Origin of the sequence: Brevibacterium sp. UBA7493 (genome assembly GCF_002479565.1) — a bacterium.
Taxonomy (GTDB): domain Bacteria; phylum Actinomycetota; class Actinomycetes; order Actinomycetales; family Brevibacteriaceae; genus Brevibacterium; species Brevibacterium luteolum.
Window position 1 is genome coordinate 1 of the sequence record NZ_DLOD01000002.1, and the last position, 19,706, is coordinate 19,706.

The following is a 19,706-nucleotide window of genomic DNA, read 5'->3' on the forward strand; positions in this document are numbered from 1 at the left end:
GAAGCGACTTCTCGTCGTTTCTCTACCAGCGCTGCCTGCAGCACCACCGCAGTGACAGAACGATGTTTGACAACCACATAGTGTCCGGGCCCTGCTTGCCAGAACGTCGGCTGCAGAAAGGTCGTTCAGAACAGTCATTCTGCGGACGCACCTGCATCGGCATCACCGTGCCCGATAGGCTTCGAGCAGGAGATGCACTCCAGGTAGGCGAAGGGGGCTGAGAGCACATGGATGCACCGATCGACGTCTCGCGCCTGCGCGAGTGGGTCGGCCGCAGCCAGACCCTCGACGACATCGCCACTGAAGCGAAGTCGCGCACCCTGGCCGCTGCACTCGACTACGACGCAGACCCCTGGGGCGGGCAGCTCTTTCCGCTCGCGCACTGGGCCCACTTCAACCCAACCGAACCGCAGCACGCTCTCGACGTCGACGGGCACCCGCACCTCGGCGGCTTCCTGCCACCAGTGCCCCTGCCACGCCGCATGTGGGCCGGATCAGAACTGATCTTCCACCGGCCGATCGCCGTCGGGCAGCAGTTGCAGGACGTCCAGACCGTCACCGATGTCAGCGTCCGCACCGGCCGAACCGGTCAGCTCGTCTTCGTCACGGCCACCCATGAGATCTCGGCAGACGGCAGCCACGCCATCACCGACCGGCACACCATCGTCTTCCGCGAGGCCGCCGCACCGCAGCAGTCCACAGTACAAACGCCAGCCGAGCGCGCGGCACGAAAGCCAGCCGACACCTCGGCATGGGACTACGGCAGGATCACCCGGCCTGACGAGACGCTGCTCTTCCGGTACTCCGCGCTGACCTTCAACGCCCACCGCATCCACTACGATCGCGACTTCTGCATCAACGAAGAGGGCTACCCCGGCCTTGTCGTCCACGGCCCGCTGCTCGCCACGCTCATGCTCGACGCTTTCCTGCGCCACCGTCCAGGTGAGCAGATCGACTCCTTCTCCTTCACCGCCCGCCGGCCTGTCTTCGACGGCACCCCCGTCGCTGCCGTGGGCCGCCAGACGACCGCCTCGACCACCGAAGTCGCCATCCTCGACCCCGCAGGACACGCCTGCCTGACCGGAACCATCGACCACTGAACCACCGGCGGGCACCGTCGCCCGCTGTCGAAAGGAGCCCATATGTCTGAGCTGACCTGGCTGTCCACCCGCGAACTCGCCGCCGAAATCGCCGCTGGCCGGATTTCCGCCCGTGAGGCCCTCGCCGACCACCTCGCCCGGATCGACGAGGTCAACCCCGCCATCAATGCCATCGTGACCCTCGACGCCGAGGCCGCAGAACAGGCCGCCGCGGCGGCCGACGACGCACACGCCCGCGGGGAGAGCCTCGGCCTACTGCACGGGGTGCCGATGACGCACAAAGACACCCACGACACCGCCGGCATGCGATCGACGCACGGCAGTCCGCTGTGGGCCGACCGCGTGCCGGCAGCCGACTCCGTCATCATCGCCCGGCTCAAAGCCGCCGGCGTCATCACCACCGGCAAGTCCAACGTCCCGGAGTTCGCTGCCGGCTCTCACACCTTCAACCCGGTATTCGGCACCACCGTCAACCCCTACGACACGACGAAATCCGCTTCCGGCTCCTCCGGTGGCGTCGGTGCGGCACTGGCCGCCGGCATACAGGCCTCCGGCGACGGCTCCGACATGGGCGGATCCCTGCGCACGCCGGGATCCTTCAACAACGTCGTCGGCTTCCGACCCTCCCACGGCCGGATTCCCAAGCTCGCCCCGGACAACCCACACGCCTGGCTCAGCCAGTCCGGTTTCATGGCCCGTACCGTCAGCGACATCGCCCTGCTTATGCAGGCCGGCTGCGGGCCGGCCACCGGAGCCCCCTGGGAGATCGGCGAACCCGGCTCGGTCTTCGACCTGCCCGAATTCCGCCTCGGTACCGTCTACCAGCCGGAGCTCTCCGGCATCCGCGTGGGCTTCAGCCCCGACTTCGGCGGCCAGATCCCAGTCGAAGCAGAGGTGGCAGAGATCGTCGCAGCCGCCGCCGAGGTGTTCGCCGGCCTGGGTGCCGAGGTCGCCGAGGACGTGCCGAACCTGGAGGACGCCGACGAGGTGTTCCGCACCCAGCGGGCCTACGACTTCGCGATGGTGTTCGAGGAGATGGTCGAAGCCGGCGGACGGGAGCAGATGAAGAAGTCCCTGGTCGACAACATCCACGCGGGACTCGCGCTCACCGCCGCTGATGTGCGCTCGAAGGACGCCGCACGCGTGCGGCTCGGCGCCGAGCTGTGGAAGTACTTCGAGACCTGCGACGTGTTCGTCACCACGACCTCACAGGTCCTGCCCTTCGACGCCGAACTCGAATACCCGACGGAGATCAACGGCGAGCCGATGGCCGACTACCTGTCATGGATGCGTGCGGCCACGCTCATCTCGGCCACCGGGTGCCCGGCAGTCTCCGTGCCAGCCGGGTTCTCGGAGTCAGGCCTGCCGGTGGGCATCCAGATCGTGGCGGCCCCTGGCCGTGACGTCGAGCTCATGCGCATCGCCCACGCTTTCGAAGCCGTCACCGAACATCACCTGCGCCACCCGCAGCTCTGAACCGCTCAGCTGAAGTCGATGAGTCCGAGAATCACCTGAACAATCGGCTCGGGATCGACCGCCAGCGGTTCGTCATCAGGTACGACCTCATCGCCGGTGCATCCGCGGAAGCGCTCGGCGACGGCCTTGTTGCCGGCCGCCAGCGAGACCGCTGCGAGGATGTCGACGAATTGCGTCAGCGGCAGCGTCAGCCGACCGCCGGCGCGCTCGATCGCCACACCGATGACCGTGCTCATGTTCTCGAAGTGAGCGGCGATGAGTTCGTCATAGCGGTAGCGCAGCTCCGGGTTGCGCAGGGTGTAGAGCTCGATCTCGCGCCCAGCGAGGATCCATGCCGAGGTATTGTCGTGAAGCGCATGGAACTGCGTGACGATCGCGCGGATGAGGTCTTCCTGCTCGTCATGTGACTTCGCCGCCGTGTGCTGCAGATCCGCGTCCCGGTTCTCCACCAGCTCGGTGACGCTGTGCTGTGCGGTGTCGATCTCACGCTCCATGATCGCGAGCACGATCTCATCGCGGGAGGCGAAGTTCGAATAGAAGGCGCCGCGGGTGAAACCGCTCGCCTCGCAGATCTCCTCGATCGACGACGCCGCGACCCCGCGTGCGGCGAAGACTCGTCGCGCCCCATCGATGAGTGCCTCCCGGGTCTGTTTCCGGCGCCTGCTGACTGCCTCGCTCACAGGTCGAACTCCTTCTTTCGCGCGCCACGGGTCTGCCGACTTGTACGAACGCAGACTATACCACTACGATACACTTCTGTATCCGATACACTTGTGTGTCCTAGACAGGTCGCGGTGCGCACGGCGTAGCATAGGCGCAGGGCCACCGATTGACTCTCTGATCCGCTCATCTTTCATCTGTGAAGGGTTGCCTGTGTCGTCCTTTCTCTACGAGCTCGGCCGCACCGCGTTCCGCCGCCGCAAGACAGTGGTCGCCGTCTGGCTGGCGATCCTTGCCGTCCTCGGTGGTTTCGTCGCCGCATTCGGCGACTCCTTCAATGACGAGTTCCGTCTGCCCGGCAGTGAATCGCAGGACGCTCTCGATGCGCTTGAACTGACCTTCCCCGAGGTGGCTGGCGGCTCGGCGACGATGCTCGTCGTCAGCGCAGACGGCCAGCCGGTGGATGCCGATCCGTATCGGGCTCAGATCGAGGACGCAGTCGAGAAGATCGACGACCTGCCCCACGTCGACGGAGCGACCTCCCCCTTCGACGAGATGATCGACGGCGTCATCAACGCTGATGGGGATGCCGCCATCGTCAACGTCCAGTACGACCAGGCCTCGGATCTGCTGCCGGACTCGGCGAAGGATGATCTGCAGGCGGTCGCCGACGAACTTCAGGCCGAGCTGCCCGACGGCAGCATCGTCAGCCCCGGCGGTGACCTCTACACGGTCACGAGCGTGCACATCTCGATCATCGAGGCGATCGGCGTCGTCATCGCCTTCATCGTCCTCATCTTCACCCTCGGCTCGGCATGGGCGGCCGGCATGCCGCTTGTCACCGCGATCATCGGCGTAGGCATCGGTATGCTGCTCATCCTCGGCAGCACTGCTTTCGCCACCGTCAACTCGACGACCCCGATGCTCGCCCTCATGCTCGGCCTGGCCGTCGGCATCGACTACGCGCTGTTCATCGTCTCCCGTGCCCGGCAGACGATGTTCGACGGCTACGACCCCGAGGAGTCCGCCGCCCGCGCCGTTGCGACCGCCGGCTCGGCCGTCGTCTTCGCCGGCGTTACCGTCATCATCGCCCTCACCGGCCTGTCGGTGGCCGGCATCCCGTTCCTCACGGTCATGGGCATCGCCGCCGCCGCCACCGTCGCGATCGCCGTGGCAGTCGCGCTCACCATGACGCCGGCACTGCTCGGATTCCTCGGTTATCGGCTCGTGCCCAAGAAGCACCGGCCCGGCGGCAGCCGCCACGCGTCCACCGCCTCGGGCACGGAAGGCGAGGAGACCGAGAGCCGCCCGCGCAAGCCAGGGTTCGTCACCCGCTTCTACGACGCCTGGGTGGCGGCAGCGACGAAGATCCCGCTGCTGACCGTTATCATCGTCATCGTCGGTCTGGGCGCACTCGCCCTGCCGGCCAAGAACCTGCAGCTCGCCCTGCCCGACAACGGCGGGGCCGAAGAGGGCACCGCCCCGCGCATCTCGTACGACCTCATCTCCGAGCACTTCGGCGAGGGCTTCAACTCCCCGCTGGTCGTCACCGCGAACATCATCAGCTCGACCGACCCGCTTGGCGACCTGGACGACATGAAGGCCGACATCGAGAAGATCGACGGGGTGCACAAGGTCATCATGGCCGTGCCCAACCCCTCCGCCGACACCGGCCTCATCCAGATCATCCCCGAATACGGCCCCAGCGATGAGCGCACGACCGAAGTCGTGAAGAAGCTGCGCGACCTCAAGCCGCACTTCCAGGACGAATACGGTTTCGACACCTCGGTCACCGGCTCGAACGCCGTCGCCATCGACGTCTCCGACCAGCTCGGCGGGGCGTTGCTGCCCTTCGGCATCTTCGTCGTCGGACTCTCCCTCATCCTGCTCATGATGGTGTTCCGTTCCATCGCCGTGCCCATCAAAGCGACTCTGGGCTTCCTGCTCTCGGTCGGGGCGGCGTTCGGACTCGTCACCCTCGTGTTCGTACAGGGCCACGGAGCCGACATCTTCGGAGTCGAGAAGGTCGGCCCGGTCATCAGCTTCCTGCCGATCATCCTCATGGGCATCCTCTTCGGCCTGGCCATGGACTACGAGGTGTTCCTCGTCTCCGGCATGCGTGAGGCCTTCGCCCACGGCGCCTCGGCGAAGGACGCGATCCACCGCGGATTCCAGTCCTCAGCCCGCGTCGTCGTCGCCGCAGCGATCATCATGTTCGCCGTCTTCGCCGCCTTCGTCCCCGCCGGTGACGCGATCATCAAATCGATCGCCTTCGGCTTGGCCGTCGGCATCTTCATCGACGCGTTCGTCGTGCGCATGACCTTTGTGCCGGCCGTCATGGCGCTGCTGGGTGACAAGGCCTGGTGGCTGCCGCGCTGGCTGGAGCGGACGCTGCCGCACTTCGACGTCGAAGGCGAAGGGCTGTACCACCAGGTGCAGTACAAGGACTGGCCCGGCGACGGCAAGGACTACGCCGTCTACGGCGAAGGCCTCGGACTCGACGGATCCGGCCGGACGGTCTTCGACAAGGTCGACCTGGCTGTGCAGCCCGGTGAGGTCCTCGCCGTGTCCGGACAGGGCGCCACCGCGCTGCTGCTGACGGTCGCAGGACGCGCAACCCCCGACCGCGGCGAACTCAAGGTGCTGAACCGGGTGCTGCCCGAAGAAGCGCCGAAGGTGCGCAGCGCTATCCCGTACATGGTGCTCAACTCGGCTGAAGACGCCCTCATCACCAGTCCCGGCTACCTGCGCCGCACACGGAAGCAGATGCCGGACATCGTCCTCATCGACCGGGCCGACCAGGCCCGCGACCGCGACACCGCAGAGGCGGCCCAGGAGCTCATCTCCGCCGCCATCGCCGCCGGGTCGAGCGTGCTGCTCGGTCTCGGCAACCGGGACGCAGACTGGATGCTCCCGCCACAGACCCATTACCGACTGCTAGATCTCGATACCCACAATCGGGGGAAGGACACGGCTCATGACCTGGTTCGAACGAGCTGATACCGGACGTACGGCAAAGTGGTACTCCGTCCTCGGGCTCATCCTCGTGCCGATCGTCATTGCCGCCGGATTCGTCTTTGCGATCTGGAAGGCCACCGACCGGCTCGACAATGTCCAGGCCGCCATCGTCAACCTTGACGAGGGCGCAGAAATCGACGGTCAGACGGTACCGCTGGGCCGCCAGCTGGCGGCCGGGCTCGTCGACAGCGACGACGAGAACTTCGACTGGGTGCTCTCGGACGAAGAGGACTCGGATGACGGCTTGCGCAACGGCACGTACGCCGCTGTCATCACCATCCCCAAGGGCTTTTCCGAAGCGGTCACTTCGTCGAGCGACGATGACCCGATGATGGCCCGGCAGGCCACGATCAGCGTCAAGACCTCCCACGTCACCCCGCTGGCCGACTCCGCGATCGGACAGTCGATCGCCGAGGCCGCCCGGGCGAGCTTCAACTCCGAGTTCGCCAAGAAGTACCTCGACGGCATCTACCTCGGCTTCAACGACATCAGCAAGCAGTTCAAGACGGTGTCCGATGCTGCCAACGAGATCAACGACGGCGCCGGACAGCTCGCCGACGGCACCGGCGACGCAGCCGATGGCGCCGGCAAGCTCTCCGACGGGCTCGGCGAGCTGTCGGCCAGCAGCGGCCAGCTGCGCAGCGGTGCCGGCGACCTCGCCAGCGGCGCGCGTGACCTGTCAACAGGCGCCGGCGACCTCTCCGATGGTGCCGGGGAACTGGCCGACGGACTCGGCACGATGCGCGAGCAGACGAAGGACCTGCCCGACCAGACTCGGAAGCTCGCCGACGGTGCCGGCGACCTCTCCGACGGCGTTGACGAGTACACCCGCGGTGTCGACGACATGATCATCGGCCTGGGCGATTTCGCCGACGGGCTCGGTGACGGCAAAGACCTCGACTTCGAGGACAAGCTCGACGGGCTCGGGGAGGGTGCCCAAGACCTCAACGACGGCATCAACCGCATCAACGACGGTGTCGGCGATTACCAGAAGAAGCTGCGTGATCGCGCGGACTACCTGGACAAGCTCCAGCAGACGAAGCCACTGACGCTGCAACATCTCGTCGACGCCAAGCTGATGAAACAGGACGAAGCAGATCAGCTCAAGCAGGAGCTGTGCCCCGACGGTGACGATGACCAGTGCGAACGCACCCAGGACGCCTACGCCCGCGGAGTGCTCAAGACTGCTCAGTCCGCCCTCGAAGAGGCTGCTGATGGTCTCGATAAGAAGGGCGAGAACGGCCGCTCGATCAAGGACGGGCTCCAGGATCTCACCGACGGGGCCGATGAGCTCAACGACGGCATCCAGGACATGGTGAAGAACCTCGGTGATAAGCTGCCGAAGCTGCTCGACGACCTCAAGGGACTCGGAGGCAAAGCCGACGAGCTGCTCGACGCCTCGAAGGAGCTGCGCAACGGCGCTGGCCAGGTGGCCGACGGCACTGACAAGCTCGCTGACGGCATGGGACCCCTTGCCGACGGCGTCAAGCAGTCCGCCGACGGAGCCAACCAGCTCTCCGACGGAGCCAACCAGCTCTCCGACGGCGCTGGCACCCTGGCCGACGGCGCAGACGAGTACTCAGCCGGTGTGAACAAGTACACCGAGGGCGTCGACCAGTCGGCCACGGGAGCCAGCACGCTCTCCGACGGCCTCACCGACCTCGACGACGGGGCCGAACAGCTCGCCGACGGCACCGGAGAACTCGCCGAAGGCCTCGACGAGGGCAAGGACAAGATCCCGTCCTACACCGCACCCGAACGCGACAAGCTCTCCAACACGGTCATCGCACCGGTGGCCGAGAGCGGCAGCCTGCTCAACGACATCCCTCAGGCATCATCGATCGCGCTGCTGCTCATGATGGCGCTGTGGGTCGGGGCACTCGTGACCTACACGGTCGTGCGGGCCGTCTCCGCAACCGCCCTGACATCGCGCCGGTCATCCTTCTCAGTCATGCTCAAGGGAATGCTGCCCGGCCTCGTCATCGCCGCGATCCAGGCCGTGGTGCTGGCGATCATCGCGAACATCGTGTTGGAGCTCAACCTGTTCGACTTCGCTTCCGTGCTGCTGCTCGTGCTCTTCGCAGGGCTCGTGTTCATGACGCTGAACTATGCGCTCGTCGCATGGTTCGGTGGCACCGGCCGGTTCATCTCAGTGGTGCTCATCGTGCTGGCCGTCGCCGGCAGAGCGATCGGGGCGGTGCCGGAGTTCTTCCATACGATCACCCCGTTCCTGCCGATGACCCCGGCGATGGACGGCATCACCGCCGCAGCAACGGGCATGCCCGGACTGGGAGGGGCATGGGCCGCCCTGTTCGGCTGGCTGGTCATCGGTGTGGCCGGCAGCTTCGCCGCGGTCGTGCGCAAGCGCACACTTGGGGCCGGCCAGGTCGCCCGGCTCGCCCACATCTGAGCGGGCGGGCCGGTGCCCTAGCCGCCGAGGATCTGCTCGGCGATGCGGTGAGCGTCGCGCAGAGTGCGCGCCGACTTGTGCGGATTGGCCGCGATCGCCAGCCCGAACTGCACAGCCGAGAGCTGGATCGACAGGCAGTACCGGTGCGGGTGGTCATAGCCGCGTGCATCGCGGGTGCGCATCGTGTCCGGATCGACATCGAGACCGGACAGCGGCTGCGCAACACCCTCGCTGAGCGTGAGCTCAGCAACGGCGAGCTGTCCGCGGTCGAGCATCCCGGCCACCATCTCGTCCGCGGCATGCCGCACCTGGTTGGCAGGCGAGGCGGCGTCGACGAGTGCGCCAGCCTCGACAGGGTCCTCCACGGCCGGGGAAGAGGCGCGGAAGCAGGAGCGCTCACCGGCACGCGAGGTGGTGATGCGCACCTCGGGCCCGACGAACTCGACGAGCCCGGCCTCAGCCAGGGCGATGAGCTCGGCGAAGCGCTGCGGCGGCGGGCCGTCGCAGATGCCGGAGACGAAGCCCTCGAACCAGCCGCGCACCTCGGTGTGGAAGCTGATGTCATCGACCCGACCGTCAGCGATGAGCTCCTTGAGAAATGCCCGTGCCGCCCACAGCACCGCAAACAGCGCCTTCTGCGGCGCACGCTCAGGCCCGCGATAGGCGGCGTCGAGGTCACGGCGCAGGAAGTCGAGCATCCACGCATTCAGCTCCGCCCGCGAGGCGAAGGCCCGGTCCTCCAGCGGCCGCAGCAGCGTATGGAGGTCGAGGATCCGCTCAGGGTCGCCGATGACACTTGACTCGATATCGGACCACGCGCTGGACTCCTGCGTCTGTCGGCCCGGGCGGCCAGCGACCTCGCGGGTCTCGGCAGCTGCGCGGCGGGAGACATGCCGGTCCACCGCTTCGGCGAGGGCTTCGGTGAGCGCTGCCGGGTCGCTGACGAACGCCTCGGGTTCGGAAGCGTAGAGCGCCGCATACCAGGCATGGCGCAGGTCGGCGAGGATGAGCGGCCACAGCTGATCGTTGAACCGCAGGTCACCGCCGTCGGCCTCGGTGGCCAGCCGCTCCAGGGTGGCGGGGGTGAAGTAGCGCAGCGGGTAGTCCGACAGCGGATGGGAGGCAGTGATCGGCTTGCACCGATACGGCACGCCGCGCCGTGACGACGGAGCGAGCACCGGCTCCTGCCCGCTGGGCCGGTAGGCGAGCACCGGCGCCCCGGCATCCGTCGTGCCGGTCTGCGTGAACGTGCCCCCGCGGCCAGTGCTCAGCAGCGCCTGATGGTCGAAGTAGTTGAGGCCGAAACCGCGGAACACCACCGTCTCACCGGCCTGCAGCACATCGACATCGGCCTCAGCGGGCAGTCCCGGAGGCAGGTAGGTCAGGTGCGCCCCGGCGGCGAAGCGCTGCCAGGCCACCCGCTCCTCATTCAGCCGCGCGGGGATGTGCCCGACGCACAGCACGACGTCGTCGACCTCCAGGGTCGGGCCGTCAGCTAAGCGGATGAGCTGGGCGACCCGCTGCCCGGCCGGGCTGTCGGCGGCACCGCGCGGCTCGATGACGGCCGTGGCGACCGTCGGGTGGTGGCGGATCGACACGCCTGCCGGGGCTGTAGCGCAGATGTGGTCATAGGCATCGCGCAGATACTGGCCGTAGAGCGCACGGGGGGCGAAGGTCGAGAGCACCTCGGCATCACTCGCCGCGTGCTCGCGGCGGTACCAGGTCGCCATGTCCGGGCCGGTGGAGTGCGGCCTGATGCCGCAGCTGGGATCGGGGAAGATCGTCTGCTCGCCGATCGTCGTGTTCATGAGCAGATCCGGGTGCTGGTCCGTACGCCACACGATCCCGGCCCCGGGCGGGAACGGATCGATGAGATGGGCCTCGATCGACGCGTCACTGGCAGCGAGGGCGCACAGCCGCTCGAGAACACTGAGACCACGCGGGCCGGCACCGATGATCCCCACCCGGCGCGGCACTGCGGTGCCCTGCGCACCACTGTCCGATCCGTCTCGGCGGCGGCTCAATTCTGCTCTCCGTCGCCCTCGGGGCCGGGGTAGCCGGGCCAGCCGGAGCCCGGCTCGTAGTCTTTCGGGTAGCACTTGCCCTCGGTGTCTTCGATCCCCTCGGCGGGGGCACCCGTCTCCTCCGGCGGCGGTTCCTCGGTCTCGGTCGTGTCGGTGCCGGTCGCCTCTTCCTGCTGGCTCTTGGCCTTCGGGTTGATCTGTTCGTCGACCCAGGTGCGCAGCGCCTCATAGTCGGGGTTGAATGTGCTGGTGACATCGTTGTTGATCTGCGCGGACTTCACCTCGGTTCCCTGCATGAGCGCGGCGAGCTCAACGAAGGCGTTGAGCTCGCGCTGCGGGATGTCAGTGGCGACGTTGCGCTCAGCCGAGCCGGCGAGCTTCGGGTAGGCCAGCGCGATCTCGCGCGGATTCACCTGGTCGAGGGTGGTCTTGAGCATCCGCTGCTGGCGGCACATGCGATCGTAGTTGTCGGCACCCTCACGGGAGCGGACATACCACAGCGCTTTGTTGCCCGTCAGCACCTGCTCACCAGGGTCGATCCAGCCGAACACCCGGTTCTTCACACCGGTGTTCATGTTCGTGCCCCCGCCCATCGGGATCGGCCGCTCGACGTCGATCTTCACGCCGCCGATCGCGTCGACGACATCTTCGAAGCCCTGCATGTCGACCGAGGCCCAGTTGTCCATCGTGAGCCCGAGTGATCCCTCGACCGCCTGCATGGTGGCGTACATGCCGAGCTCCATGTCGCCGGGATCGCCGACCGCCTCGGGCTCGGATTCGGCCCACGTCCACACGGCGTTGATGAGGCTCTCCTCGGAGCCGAAGGCGTTGAAGCCCTGCGGGAACCGCTCGGCGAGCTTCGAGCCTTCCGGGAACTGCGGGAACGCGAGGTTGCGGGGCACCGAGATGAGGGTTGTCTTGCCCGACCGCGTGTCGATCGAGGCGACGAGCATGGTGTCCGGGCGGGTGCCCTCGCGGCCGTCGCCATTGTCGCGGCCGATGAGGAAGACGTTGATGCGCGGCTTGTCCTTCCACAGGTCAGCGGAGTCGAGCACGGGCCCGCCGCCGTCGCCGAAGACCTTGCGCACCGTCTCACCCTGCACGCGGGAGTAGGCCGCTCCGACGCCCAGCGGCACGCCGGTGAGCACGATGAGGCTCATGACGAGCACCGAGCCGAGCACGCGCTGCGAACGCCGCAGACGGGTGCCGCTGCGCAGCATCACATAGGAACGGATGATGACGAACGCCCAGATGAGCGCCCCGATGATGAGGAGGATTGCGATGACGTTGAGGATCGCCGGGCTGGAGACGACGCGTGCGCCGGCTTTGACCGGGCCCCGGTAGAGCACCCAGATGCCGATCGCGGCCAGGCCTGCCAGGAAGCCGAGGGTGAGGAACCAGCCGAGCCGCGAATTGCGGCTCTTGATCATGCCGAGGCCGGGGATGAGCGTGCCGAGACTCGTCCAGCCGACGATGCGGGGAAAGACGTCGTTGCGGCGCGAGTGCCGGGTCGCCTCCGGGATATCGTCGGTCTCAGCGGTGGCTGTATCCGTGCCCGAGGTGGTGGCCACGGGCTGGCGGCGGAGCCGGGGTCGGCGGGAGCGCTCTTCGGCTGCGCGGGCTTCCTGACGGGTGAGTGGCGCGTCTTCGGGAGTCGGGTCCGGGGCGGGCTCAGTGGCGGGTGTGAAGGTGCGGGGCTGTTCGCGCCGCGGTTGCTCGCGGCGCCTGGCGGCTGCGGCACCGGCGACAGCGCCGGCCCCGGCGGCTACTGCACCGGAGGCGGCACGCAGCCCGGTGAACCGGGGGCCGGTGGAAGCCCGGGCCTGCCGGCTGGCATGACGCGGGGTCGAGTTCTCGAATCCCTCGGGGGCCGGGGCAAGTGTGCTTGGGCGGGACGATGCGGTCGAACCGGAGCACGGTGCCTGAGCCTGGCTGCTGTCGCCGGGGGCTGCCGGGCGGGAGCTGCGCAGGCGGGGGCGGCTGGAGGCCTTGAACGAGGAGTCGTGCGGGGATGAGCCGTTCGGTCCACGGCGTGGTGTGGGGGCACCATTGTCATCGTGGGACACTGCTCACTCCTTGGAAACCGGCACGATCGAGGGACAGGTGATAATCACAAGCTCTTAGTGTACGAGTTCAACCTCCGAGATTCGTGAGCTACGCGTTGGTGCCAGCTTCGCAACTCACATCTGCGCGCCGGATTCCGGCTCGCGGCTCGGCTTTGCTCGGGTGCTGGCAGTTCGTTATCATTGGTGAGGTTACGCGCGCCTGCACACCGGGAGACCAGCCCGCTGCGGCGCGCATCGCACCAGGAGTCGTGGCTGAGCGGCCGAAAGCACCACCCTGCTAAGGTGGAGTCCCTTGAATTGGGGACCGTGGGTTCAAATCCCACCGGCTCCGCGTTTTCCTCGCAGCCCCGTCTGCCCGTCATCACCGGGCAGGCGGGGCTTCGGCATTGCCGGATTCACCAGCTGTTCACCTCGCCGTCTCCCGCCACGGCCCGGTATTCCGTACAGTCGCAGGCCATGACTCGCATACGGCTCTTCCACTTCGATATTCCCACCTGGGGCAACTACGGCGACAAGGCCCTGTTCCCGGTGGTACGCGATCTCTTCACCGGTTTCGCCGGCGGACAGGCATTCGAGTTCATCGGTGCCGCGCCACTGCGCCGCGAAGTCAGCGTCGAGCTCATCGAGCGGATCAACGCCAGTGCCGATGCCGTCGTCGTCGGCGGTGGGGGACTGTTCCTGCAGGACACGAACCCGAACGCGAACTCCGGCTGGCAGTGGAACATCTCCCGCGCCGCACTCGACCGGCTGGAGGTGCCGATCATCGTCTTCGCCGTGGGTGACAACCGGTTCCCCGGACAGCCGGCCTTCTCCGACCTCTTCGTCGACCACGTCAGCGCGGTGGCGGACAAAAGCGTGTTCTTCGGACTGCGCAACCACGGATCGATGGAGTCGATGGCCGACACTCTGCCAGACTCTGCGGCAGCGAAGATCGAATTCCAGCCCTGCCCGACCGCCCTCGGCAGGCTCATCTATTCCGGCAGTGCGACGCCTTCGAACGAGCGGCGGCTGGCGGTGCAGATGGTCGTCCAGCACCGGCAGCGGGCGGCCGGTTATGACGCCGAGGCGATCCACCGGGAGGTCATCACCGCTGTCAGGCAGCTCGCGGCTGACGGCTGGCAGATCGTCAGCACTCCCTTCCATCCCGACGACCGGGTGTTCGCGCAGGCGCTGGCAGAAGCCGTTCCCGAGGTGGCCGAGCACCGCCTGCACGGACCCGACGTCGACTACCGCGCGGGCTACGAGCTCTTCGCCGGCACTCCGGTCGTCCTCGGCGGGCGCGGTCACGCCCAGCTCATTCCCTTCGGCGCCGGATCGATCCCGATCTCCCTCGACCTGCACAACAAGCTGCGCTACTTCGCCGCAGATGTCGGCCACCCTGAGTTCACGCTTGCAGCTGAGCCGGAGCGTCTGGGGGAGCGGATCGTCGAATCGGTCGCGGCGGCGTGGGAGCAGCGAGATCAGCTGCAGGGGGACCTGGCGGCCGTGCAGCAGGAGTGGATGGAGATCTCGCAGCAGAACTTGGCGGGGATCTACGAAGCGGTGGCGGGCCGGTCGGTGCCGCAGGAGCCCTTCGCGCCCATCAGTGAGCAGGCCGCGCAGCGGGAGAGCTTTCATATCGCAGCGGCAGCCGAACTGGAGGAGCCGCGCATTCTCAGCGACCGTGCGCACAAGCGAACCCGGGAGGAGCTGCAGGAGACGGCCGCGGAGCTTCAGGAGACGCGGGAGCGGCTGGAGGAAGCAGAGGAGAAGTTGAGTGAGAGGGAGGCGGAGGCGCAGCGGCTGGGCGGTGAGCTGACGGACCTCCGCGCGGAGCTGAAGGCGCTGCGCTCGAGGTCATTTGCCGACGAGGCCGGGGCAGTCGCGCGGCGCGGGATCCACGGTGTGAGGTGGCGGGTCAGGCGGCTGGTGCGCCGGGTCCGGCGCTGAGTGCCGCCTCAAGGTCAGCGGCGAAGCCCTCGCGCACGGAGAAGACCAGATCCCTGCCCGAGGCAGTTCGCGCCAGCAGGTACGGCCCGCCGACGAGAAACGAGGTCGTCGCACCTGCGCGCTTGTAACCGATCCCGACGAGTGCCTTCGACACGGGAACGACCTCGGTGATGTCAGCGATATCGACCTCGACGAGGTAGAACCAGTAGCGCAGTGTCAGCACCCCGCCGCTGACACAGATCCGCAGCGCAGACGCTGAGAGCACGAAGCTGAGAATCGCCAGCAGCAGGGCACAGGTGAGGATGATCCAGCTGAACCCGGTGAGCATGAGCAGCACGAGGAAGATCGGCAGCACCCACAGCACCGCCACGACGTAGAGGCGCGGGTAGACCCGCCAGCTCAGCTGGGACACGGTTCCATCCTACGGTCGGGCAACCACCGCCTCGGGTCCGGTGCGCGGGCGTGAAGGTGACGGGCGGATGAACGCAGCGTGACTTTGCGGTTACACTCAGCATGGGTCGCGAAGACCGCTCCTCAGATCTCCTCACCCTGTTAGGTAGCGCGTGGAACTCCTCATTCTCGTCGTGCTCGTCATCGCACTGGCACTGTTCTTCGACTTCACCAACGGGTTCCACGACACCGCGAACGCGATGGCCACCCCGATCGCCACTGGCGCGATCAAGCCGAAGACCGCCGTCGCACTGGCTGCCGTGCTCAACCTCATCGGTGCGTTCCTCTCCACGGAGGTCGCCAAGACGATCTCCGGCGGTCTCATCAACGAAGGCGACGGCGGCGTCCACATCACACCCCAGCTGATCCTGGCGGGTCTCATCGGCGCGATCGTGTGGAACATGATCACCTGGATCTACGGGCTGCCGTCCTCATCATCACACGCGCTGTTCGGCGGACTCATCGGCGCGGCCGTCGTCGGTGCGGGACTGCACGCGGTGAACTTCTCCGTCGTGCTCTCCAAAGTCATCATCCCCGCCATCGCCGCCCCGCTCATCGCCGGAACCAGCGCCTATGTCTGCACCCGGCTGGCCTATTCGATCACCCGCCGGTACGCGAATGCCAACCGGCGCGGGGCCTTCAAATACGGGCAGATCTTCTCCTCCTCGCTCGTCGCACTCGCCCATGGCACCAACGACGCGCAGAAGACGATGGGTGTGATCACCCTGCTGCTCATCGCCGCGCAGATGCAGGAGCCGGGCACCGGCCCGCACTTCTGGGTCATCGCCACCTGCGCCTTCGCCATCGCCCTCGGCACCTACCTCGGCGGCTGGCGGATCATCGACACGCTCGGCACGAAGCTCACCGAGGTCCGGCCCGCCCAGGGCCTGTCAGCCGAGACCTCGACAGCTGCGGCGATCCTCGCCTCCTCGCACCTGGGCTTCGCGCTGTCGACAACGCAGGTGGCCTCCGGGTCCGTGCTCGGCTCCGGACTCGGCCGCAAGGGCGCCGACGTCAAGTGGTCGACCGCCGGCAAGATCGCCTCCGGCTGGCTGTTCACACTGCCGGCCGCCGGCGCCGTCGGAGCGCTCGCGGCGATCGTGGCCAACCTCGGATTCTGGGGTGCCATGGCCGACATCATCGTCGCGACGATCGTGGTGCTGTGGATCTACCTGCACTCGCGCAAGACCGCCCACCTCGTCCAGCTCTCGAAGCTCGACACCGTCGGCGACGCCGTGCGCATCCGCGGCCGGCGCGCCAAGCGCAAGGCGAAGAAGCAGGCCAAGCAGATGAAAGGCGGGAACCGCTGATGATCGACTGGATGTCCCTTATCATCGTCGCCGTCGCGACCCTGACGGCAGCGACCGTGACGATCACGCTGTTCTCGGTGGCTGTGCGACTGCGCGCCTACTCGATCGACCTGCGCTCAGCGGGGCGCAGCAATGCGCTCGTCTCGCTGGCCAGCCATGCGGTGTTCGGCGTCTGCGGAATAGTCGTGCTCATCGGCGTCTACCTCATCGTCCCCGCCCTGCACGGCTAGACCGGTTCAGCGCGGCCGGACGGTCAGCGACTGCACGAGCGAACCGAGCGGCCCGGCGGCGTCGTGGAGCACCGAATGGGTCAGGCCCAGGCCAGTCTCACCGAAGGTCACGCGGGTGTCGAAGCCCAGCCAGTCGCCGGCGAGCTCCGAGCGCAGGAAATGCGCGGTGAGATCGACGTTGGGGAACATCACCTCAGCCGGATCCCGGCGCACCGTCATCCCGTTGGCGGCATCGAGGTGCGTGCATGCCTGGGCGAAGTCCGAAACCTCCTCGTCGTCGAGCAGCCGCTCATCCGAACGCAGCCAGTACATTGCCCGACCCGGTGAGAACTGGCTGCGGCGGCCCTGCAGGGAGGCGATGTAGCCACCAGGCCACACGCTGCGCGGGTCGAACGGCGCCAGCTCCTCAGGCGGCGGGATCGGTTCGAAGGCGGTGCCGGCCACCGCCGAGGTGTCGGTGTCCGTCAGCAGCCAGGCGCGGGCTAACACGATGGTCCGCTCGCCGCAGGTCACCTCGGCTTCGAGCAGCTCAATGGTGCGGCCGGCACGGCGCACGGAGACGGTGAGGTCGAACGCGTCGATCGGGATGACCCCGTAGATGTCGGCCGACAGGCGCGCCATCTGCAGCGGCGCATCCTCGCGGCGGGCGGCGTGGTCGCGTTCGAAGCTGTGGATGAGCAACCCGATGATCGGGGAGATGTGCTGCTCCGCTTCATTCCATGCACCCGCCGTCGCAGCGGTCGCGCGCAGGCGCGTGTCCGAGAGCCGTTCGAAATATGCCATGGCACCAGACTAGCGGCAGCCGGCCACCGCCTCGGGAGCGGGAATGAATGCGAACCGGGCCGCACCCTGGCTCATGGGTGCGGCCCGACTCAGTCAGGGGTGCGGCGTCACTTCACGCCGAGGCGCTGGCGGAGGTTGTCGACCTCGGCCTTGAGCTCGGCCGGGACGTGATCGCCGAGCGAGTCGTACCATTCCTCGATCGAGGCGAGCTCCTCAGCCCACTCCTCGGGCTTGATGGCGAGCGCCTTGCGCAGCTGCTCCTCGGTCACGTCGAGGCCCTCGATATCGAGCGAGCCCTCGGCCGGGGTGTGGCCCAGCGGGGTCTCGACGGCCTCAGCGGTGCCGGCCACGCGCTCGAATACCCACTTGAGGACGCGGGAGTTCTCCGAGAAGCCCGGCCACAGGAACGACCCGTCGTCATCGCGGCGGAACCAGTTGACGTAGAAGATCTTCGGCAGCTTCGCACCCTCGGTGCGGCCGATCTCCAGCCAGTGGCGGAAGTAGTCGCCGACGTTGTAGCCGATGAACGGGCGCATCGCCATCGGATCGCGGCGCACGACGCCGACCTGGCCCTTGGCCGCAGCGGTCGTCTCCGAGGACAGGGTGGATCCCATGAACACGCCGTGGGTCCAGTCCCTGGTCTCGGTCACCAGCGGCATCGTCGTCTTACGGCGGCCGCCGAAGAGGATCGCCGAGATCGGCACGCCGTTGGGGTTCTCGTACTCATCGGCAAGCGTCGGGGTGTTGGTGATCGGGGTGCAGAAGCGCGAGTTCGGGTGCGCGGCCGGGGTGCCTGACTCCGGAGTCCAGTCGTTGCCCTTCCAGTCGGTCAGGTGCGACGGGGTCTCCTCGGTCATGCCCTCCCACCAGACGTCGCCGTCATCGGTGAGCGCGACATTGGTGAAGACGTTGCCGCCGGCCTCGATCGCGCGCATCGCGGTCGGGTTGGTGGTGTAGCCGGTGCCAGGTGCCACGCCGAAGAGGCCGAACTCCGGGTTGACGGCGTAGAGCTGGCCGTCGGCGCCGAAGCGCATCCAGGCGATGTCGTCGCCGAGCGTTTCGGCCTTCCAGCCCTCAAGGGTCGGTTCGATCATCGCGAGGTTGGTCTTGCCGCAGGCGCTCGGGAAGGCCGCAGCGATGTACTTGACCTCACCTTCCGGGCTGGTGAGCTTGAGGATGAGCATGTGCTCGGCCAGCCAGCCCTCTTCGCGGGCGATCGCCGAGGCGATGCGCAGCGAGTAGCACTTCTTGCCCAGCAGCGCGTTGCCGCCGTAGCCGGAGCCGAACGACCAGATGGCGCGCTCTTCGGGGAAGTGGGTGATGTACTTCGTCGTGTTGCACGGCCACGCGACGTCCTCCTGGCCGGGCTCCAGCGGCGCGCCGACGGAGTGGACGCATTCGACGAACTCGCCGCCGTGTTCCTCGATGGCCTTGAGTTCGGCGGTGCCGCAGCGGGCCATGATCTGCATGGACAGGACGACGTAGGCGGAGTCGGTGACCTCGATGCCGAACATCGGCTGGTCGGCATCCGCACGTCCCATGACGAACGGGATGACGTACATCGTCCGGCCCTTCATTGAGCCGTCGAAGACGTCGTGGAGGATGGACTTCATCTCATCGGGAGCCATCCAGTTGTTCAGCGGGCCGGCGTCGGCCTCATCGCGCGAGCAGATGTAGGTGCGCTCTTCGACGCGGGCGACATCGTCCGGGTCGGAGGCGGCGTAGAACGAGTCCTTCTGCTTGGGCAGCGGCTTGAGGGTGCCGGCTTCGATAAGCTGGTTCTGCAGTGCGCGCTTCTGATCGTCGTCTCCGGTGATCCACTCGATGCGGTCGGGAGTGGTGCGCTCGGCGATCGAGCGGACGAAGTTGAGGATCTTCTCGTTGCTGGTCGGTGCACCAGCAAGCAGGTCTTCGACTGAGCCACGGTCGAGGACGGTCATGAGGATCTCCTGATCTGTCGGGGTTTCGGAGTTCTGCTTGTGCGGACGTCGCCGCCAAGCGATGCCTCCACCGTACGAACCGTTCTTCGCAGGCACCGGAGATTCGCGGGCCTCGCGCCTGTGCATTGAATCACAAGCCGAGGACTTATGCTCAAGAGGCGTCAGATGAGAGACGGATATTCCCAGGAAAAAGACGGCTTTTGTCTAAAACTGGATTCGGCTTCAGATCGCCGCTCCCGTGGCGGTGGTTGGCGGATGTGGCAAAGAGCGAAGAGTGCGGATTTTGGCTCGCGGGCGATCGTGTGTATAG

13 protein-coding genes and 1 tRNA gene are annotated in these 19,706 nt (G+C 67.1%); 8 read left to right on the forward strand and 6 right to left on the reverse strand.

Annotation, left to right across the window (positions count from 1 at the left end):
* Positions 1-227: 227 nt before the first annotated feature.
* Both B4E96_RS00370 and B4E96_RS00375 read left to right on the forward strand, forming a co-directional pair.
* Entirely contained in the window at positions 228-1,100 is an 873-nt protein-coding gene (locus B4E96_RS00370; protein ID WP_259797956.1) for an FAS1-like dehydratase domain-containing protein, read from the forward strand.
* A gap of 42 nt (positions 1,101-1,142) precedes the next feature.
* Complete coding sequence (locus B4E96_RS00375; protein ID WP_286955898.1) at positions 1,143-2,576, forward strand: amidase; 1,434 nt, start codon at positions 1,143-1,145, stop codon at positions 2,574-2,576.
* A gap of 5 nt (positions 2,577-2,581) precedes the next feature.
* Here B4E96_RS00375 and B4E96_RS00380 read toward each other — a convergent pair whose 3' ends face one another.
* Complete coding sequence (locus tag B4E96_RS00380; protein ID WP_286955899.1) at positions 2,582-3,256, reverse strand: TetR/AcrR family transcriptional regulator; 675 nt, start codon at positions 3,254-3,256, stop codon at positions 2,582-2,584.
* Between the two features lie 193 nt (positions 3,257-3,449).
* Between B4E96_RS00380 and B4E96_RS00385 the strand changes: the two genes are divergently transcribed.
* Both B4E96_RS00385 and B4E96_RS00390 read left to right on the forward strand, forming a co-directional pair.
* Entirely contained in the window at positions 3,450-6,236 is a 2,787-nt protein-coding gene (locus tag B4E96_RS00385) for an MMPL family transporter (RefSeq protein WP_259797944.1), read from the forward strand.
* Positions 6,214-8,664 (forward strand): YhgE/Pip domain-containing protein, encoded by a 2,451-nt coding sequence (locus tag B4E96_RS00390; protein ID WP_286955902.1) that lies wholly within the window; start codon positions 6,214-6,216, stop codon positions 8,662-8,664. Before B4E96_RS00385 ends, B4E96_RS00390 begins: the two co-directional genes overlap by 23 nt.
* Before the next feature lie 17 nt (positions 8,665-8,681).
* Here B4E96_RS00390 and B4E96_RS00395 read toward each other — a convergent pair whose 3' ends face one another.
* Both B4E96_RS00395 and B4E96_RS00400 read right to left on the reverse strand, forming a co-directional pair.
* On the reverse strand, positions 8,682-10,688 hold the full coding sequence (locus B4E96_RS00395) for an FAD/NAD(P)-binding protein (protein WP_286955904.1): 2,007 nt from the start codon (positions 10,686-10,688) through the stop codon (positions 8,682-8,684).
* Positions 10,685-12,754: an LCP family protein gene (locus B4E96_RS00400; protein WP_286955906.1), complete on the reverse strand. Its 2,070-nt coding sequence runs from the start codon at positions 12,752-12,754 to the stop codon at positions 10,685-10,687. The genes B4E96_RS00395 and B4E96_RS00400 overlap by 4 nt, the downstream gene beginning before the upstream one ends.
* A 242-nt stretch (positions 12,755-12,996) precedes the next feature.
* Here B4E96_RS00400 and B4E96_RS00405 point away from each other — a divergent pair.
* Positions 12,997-13,085: transfer RNA gene (locus B4E96_RS00405), tRNA-Ser, on the forward strand.
* Positions 13,086-13,210: 125 nt separating this feature from the next.
* Positions 13,211-14,683: a polysaccharide pyruvyl transferase family protein gene (locus tag B4E96_RS00410; RefSeq protein WP_286955908.1), complete on the forward strand. Its 1,473-nt coding sequence runs from the start codon at positions 13,211-13,213 to the stop codon at positions 14,681-14,683.
* Here the strand turns inward: B4E96_RS00410 and B4E96_RS00415 are convergent.
* On the reverse strand, positions 14,652-15,095 hold the full coding sequence (locus B4E96_RS00415) for a hypothetical protein (RefSeq protein ID WP_286955910.1): 444 nt from the start codon (positions 15,093-15,095) through the stop codon (positions 14,652-14,654). The genes B4E96_RS00410 and B4E96_RS00415 overlap by 32 nt on opposite strands.
* 151 nt (positions 15,096-15,246) lie before the next feature.
* Between B4E96_RS00415 and B4E96_RS00420 the strand changes: the two genes are divergently transcribed.
* On the forward strand, positions 15,247-16,443 hold the full coding sequence (locus B4E96_RS00420) for an inorganic phosphate transporter (RefSeq protein ID WP_286955912.1): 1,197 nt from the start codon (positions 15,247-15,249) through the stop codon (positions 16,441-16,443).
* On the forward strand, positions 16,443-16,673 hold the full coding sequence (locus B4E96_RS00425; RefSeq protein ID WP_259797925.1) for a hypothetical protein: 231 nt from the start codon (positions 16,443-16,445) through the stop codon (positions 16,671-16,673). Before B4E96_RS00420 ends, B4E96_RS00425 begins: the two co-directional genes overlap by 1 nt.
* A gap of 6 nt (positions 16,674-16,679) precedes the next feature.
* On the opposite strand, the gene B4E96_RS00430 is transcribed toward B4E96_RS00425, so the two are convergent.
* Together B4E96_RS00430 and B4E96_RS00435 are read right to left on the reverse strand one after the other, a co-directional pair.
* Positions 16,680-17,456, reverse strand: a complete 777-nt coding sequence (locus B4E96_RS00430; RefSeq protein WP_286955914.1) for a thioesterase family protein — start codon at positions 17,454-17,456, stop codon at positions 16,680-16,682.
* 107 nt (positions 17,457-17,563) lie between these two features.
* Positions 17,564-19,396 carry a phosphoenolpyruvate carboxykinase (GTP) gene (locus tag B4E96_RS00435; protein ID WP_286955916.1) on the reverse strand — a complete coding sequence of 611 codons (1,833 nt, stop codon included), beginning with the start codon at positions 19,394-19,396 and terminating at the stop codon, positions 17,564-17,566.
* Positions 19,397-19,706 lie beyond the last annotated feature (310 nt).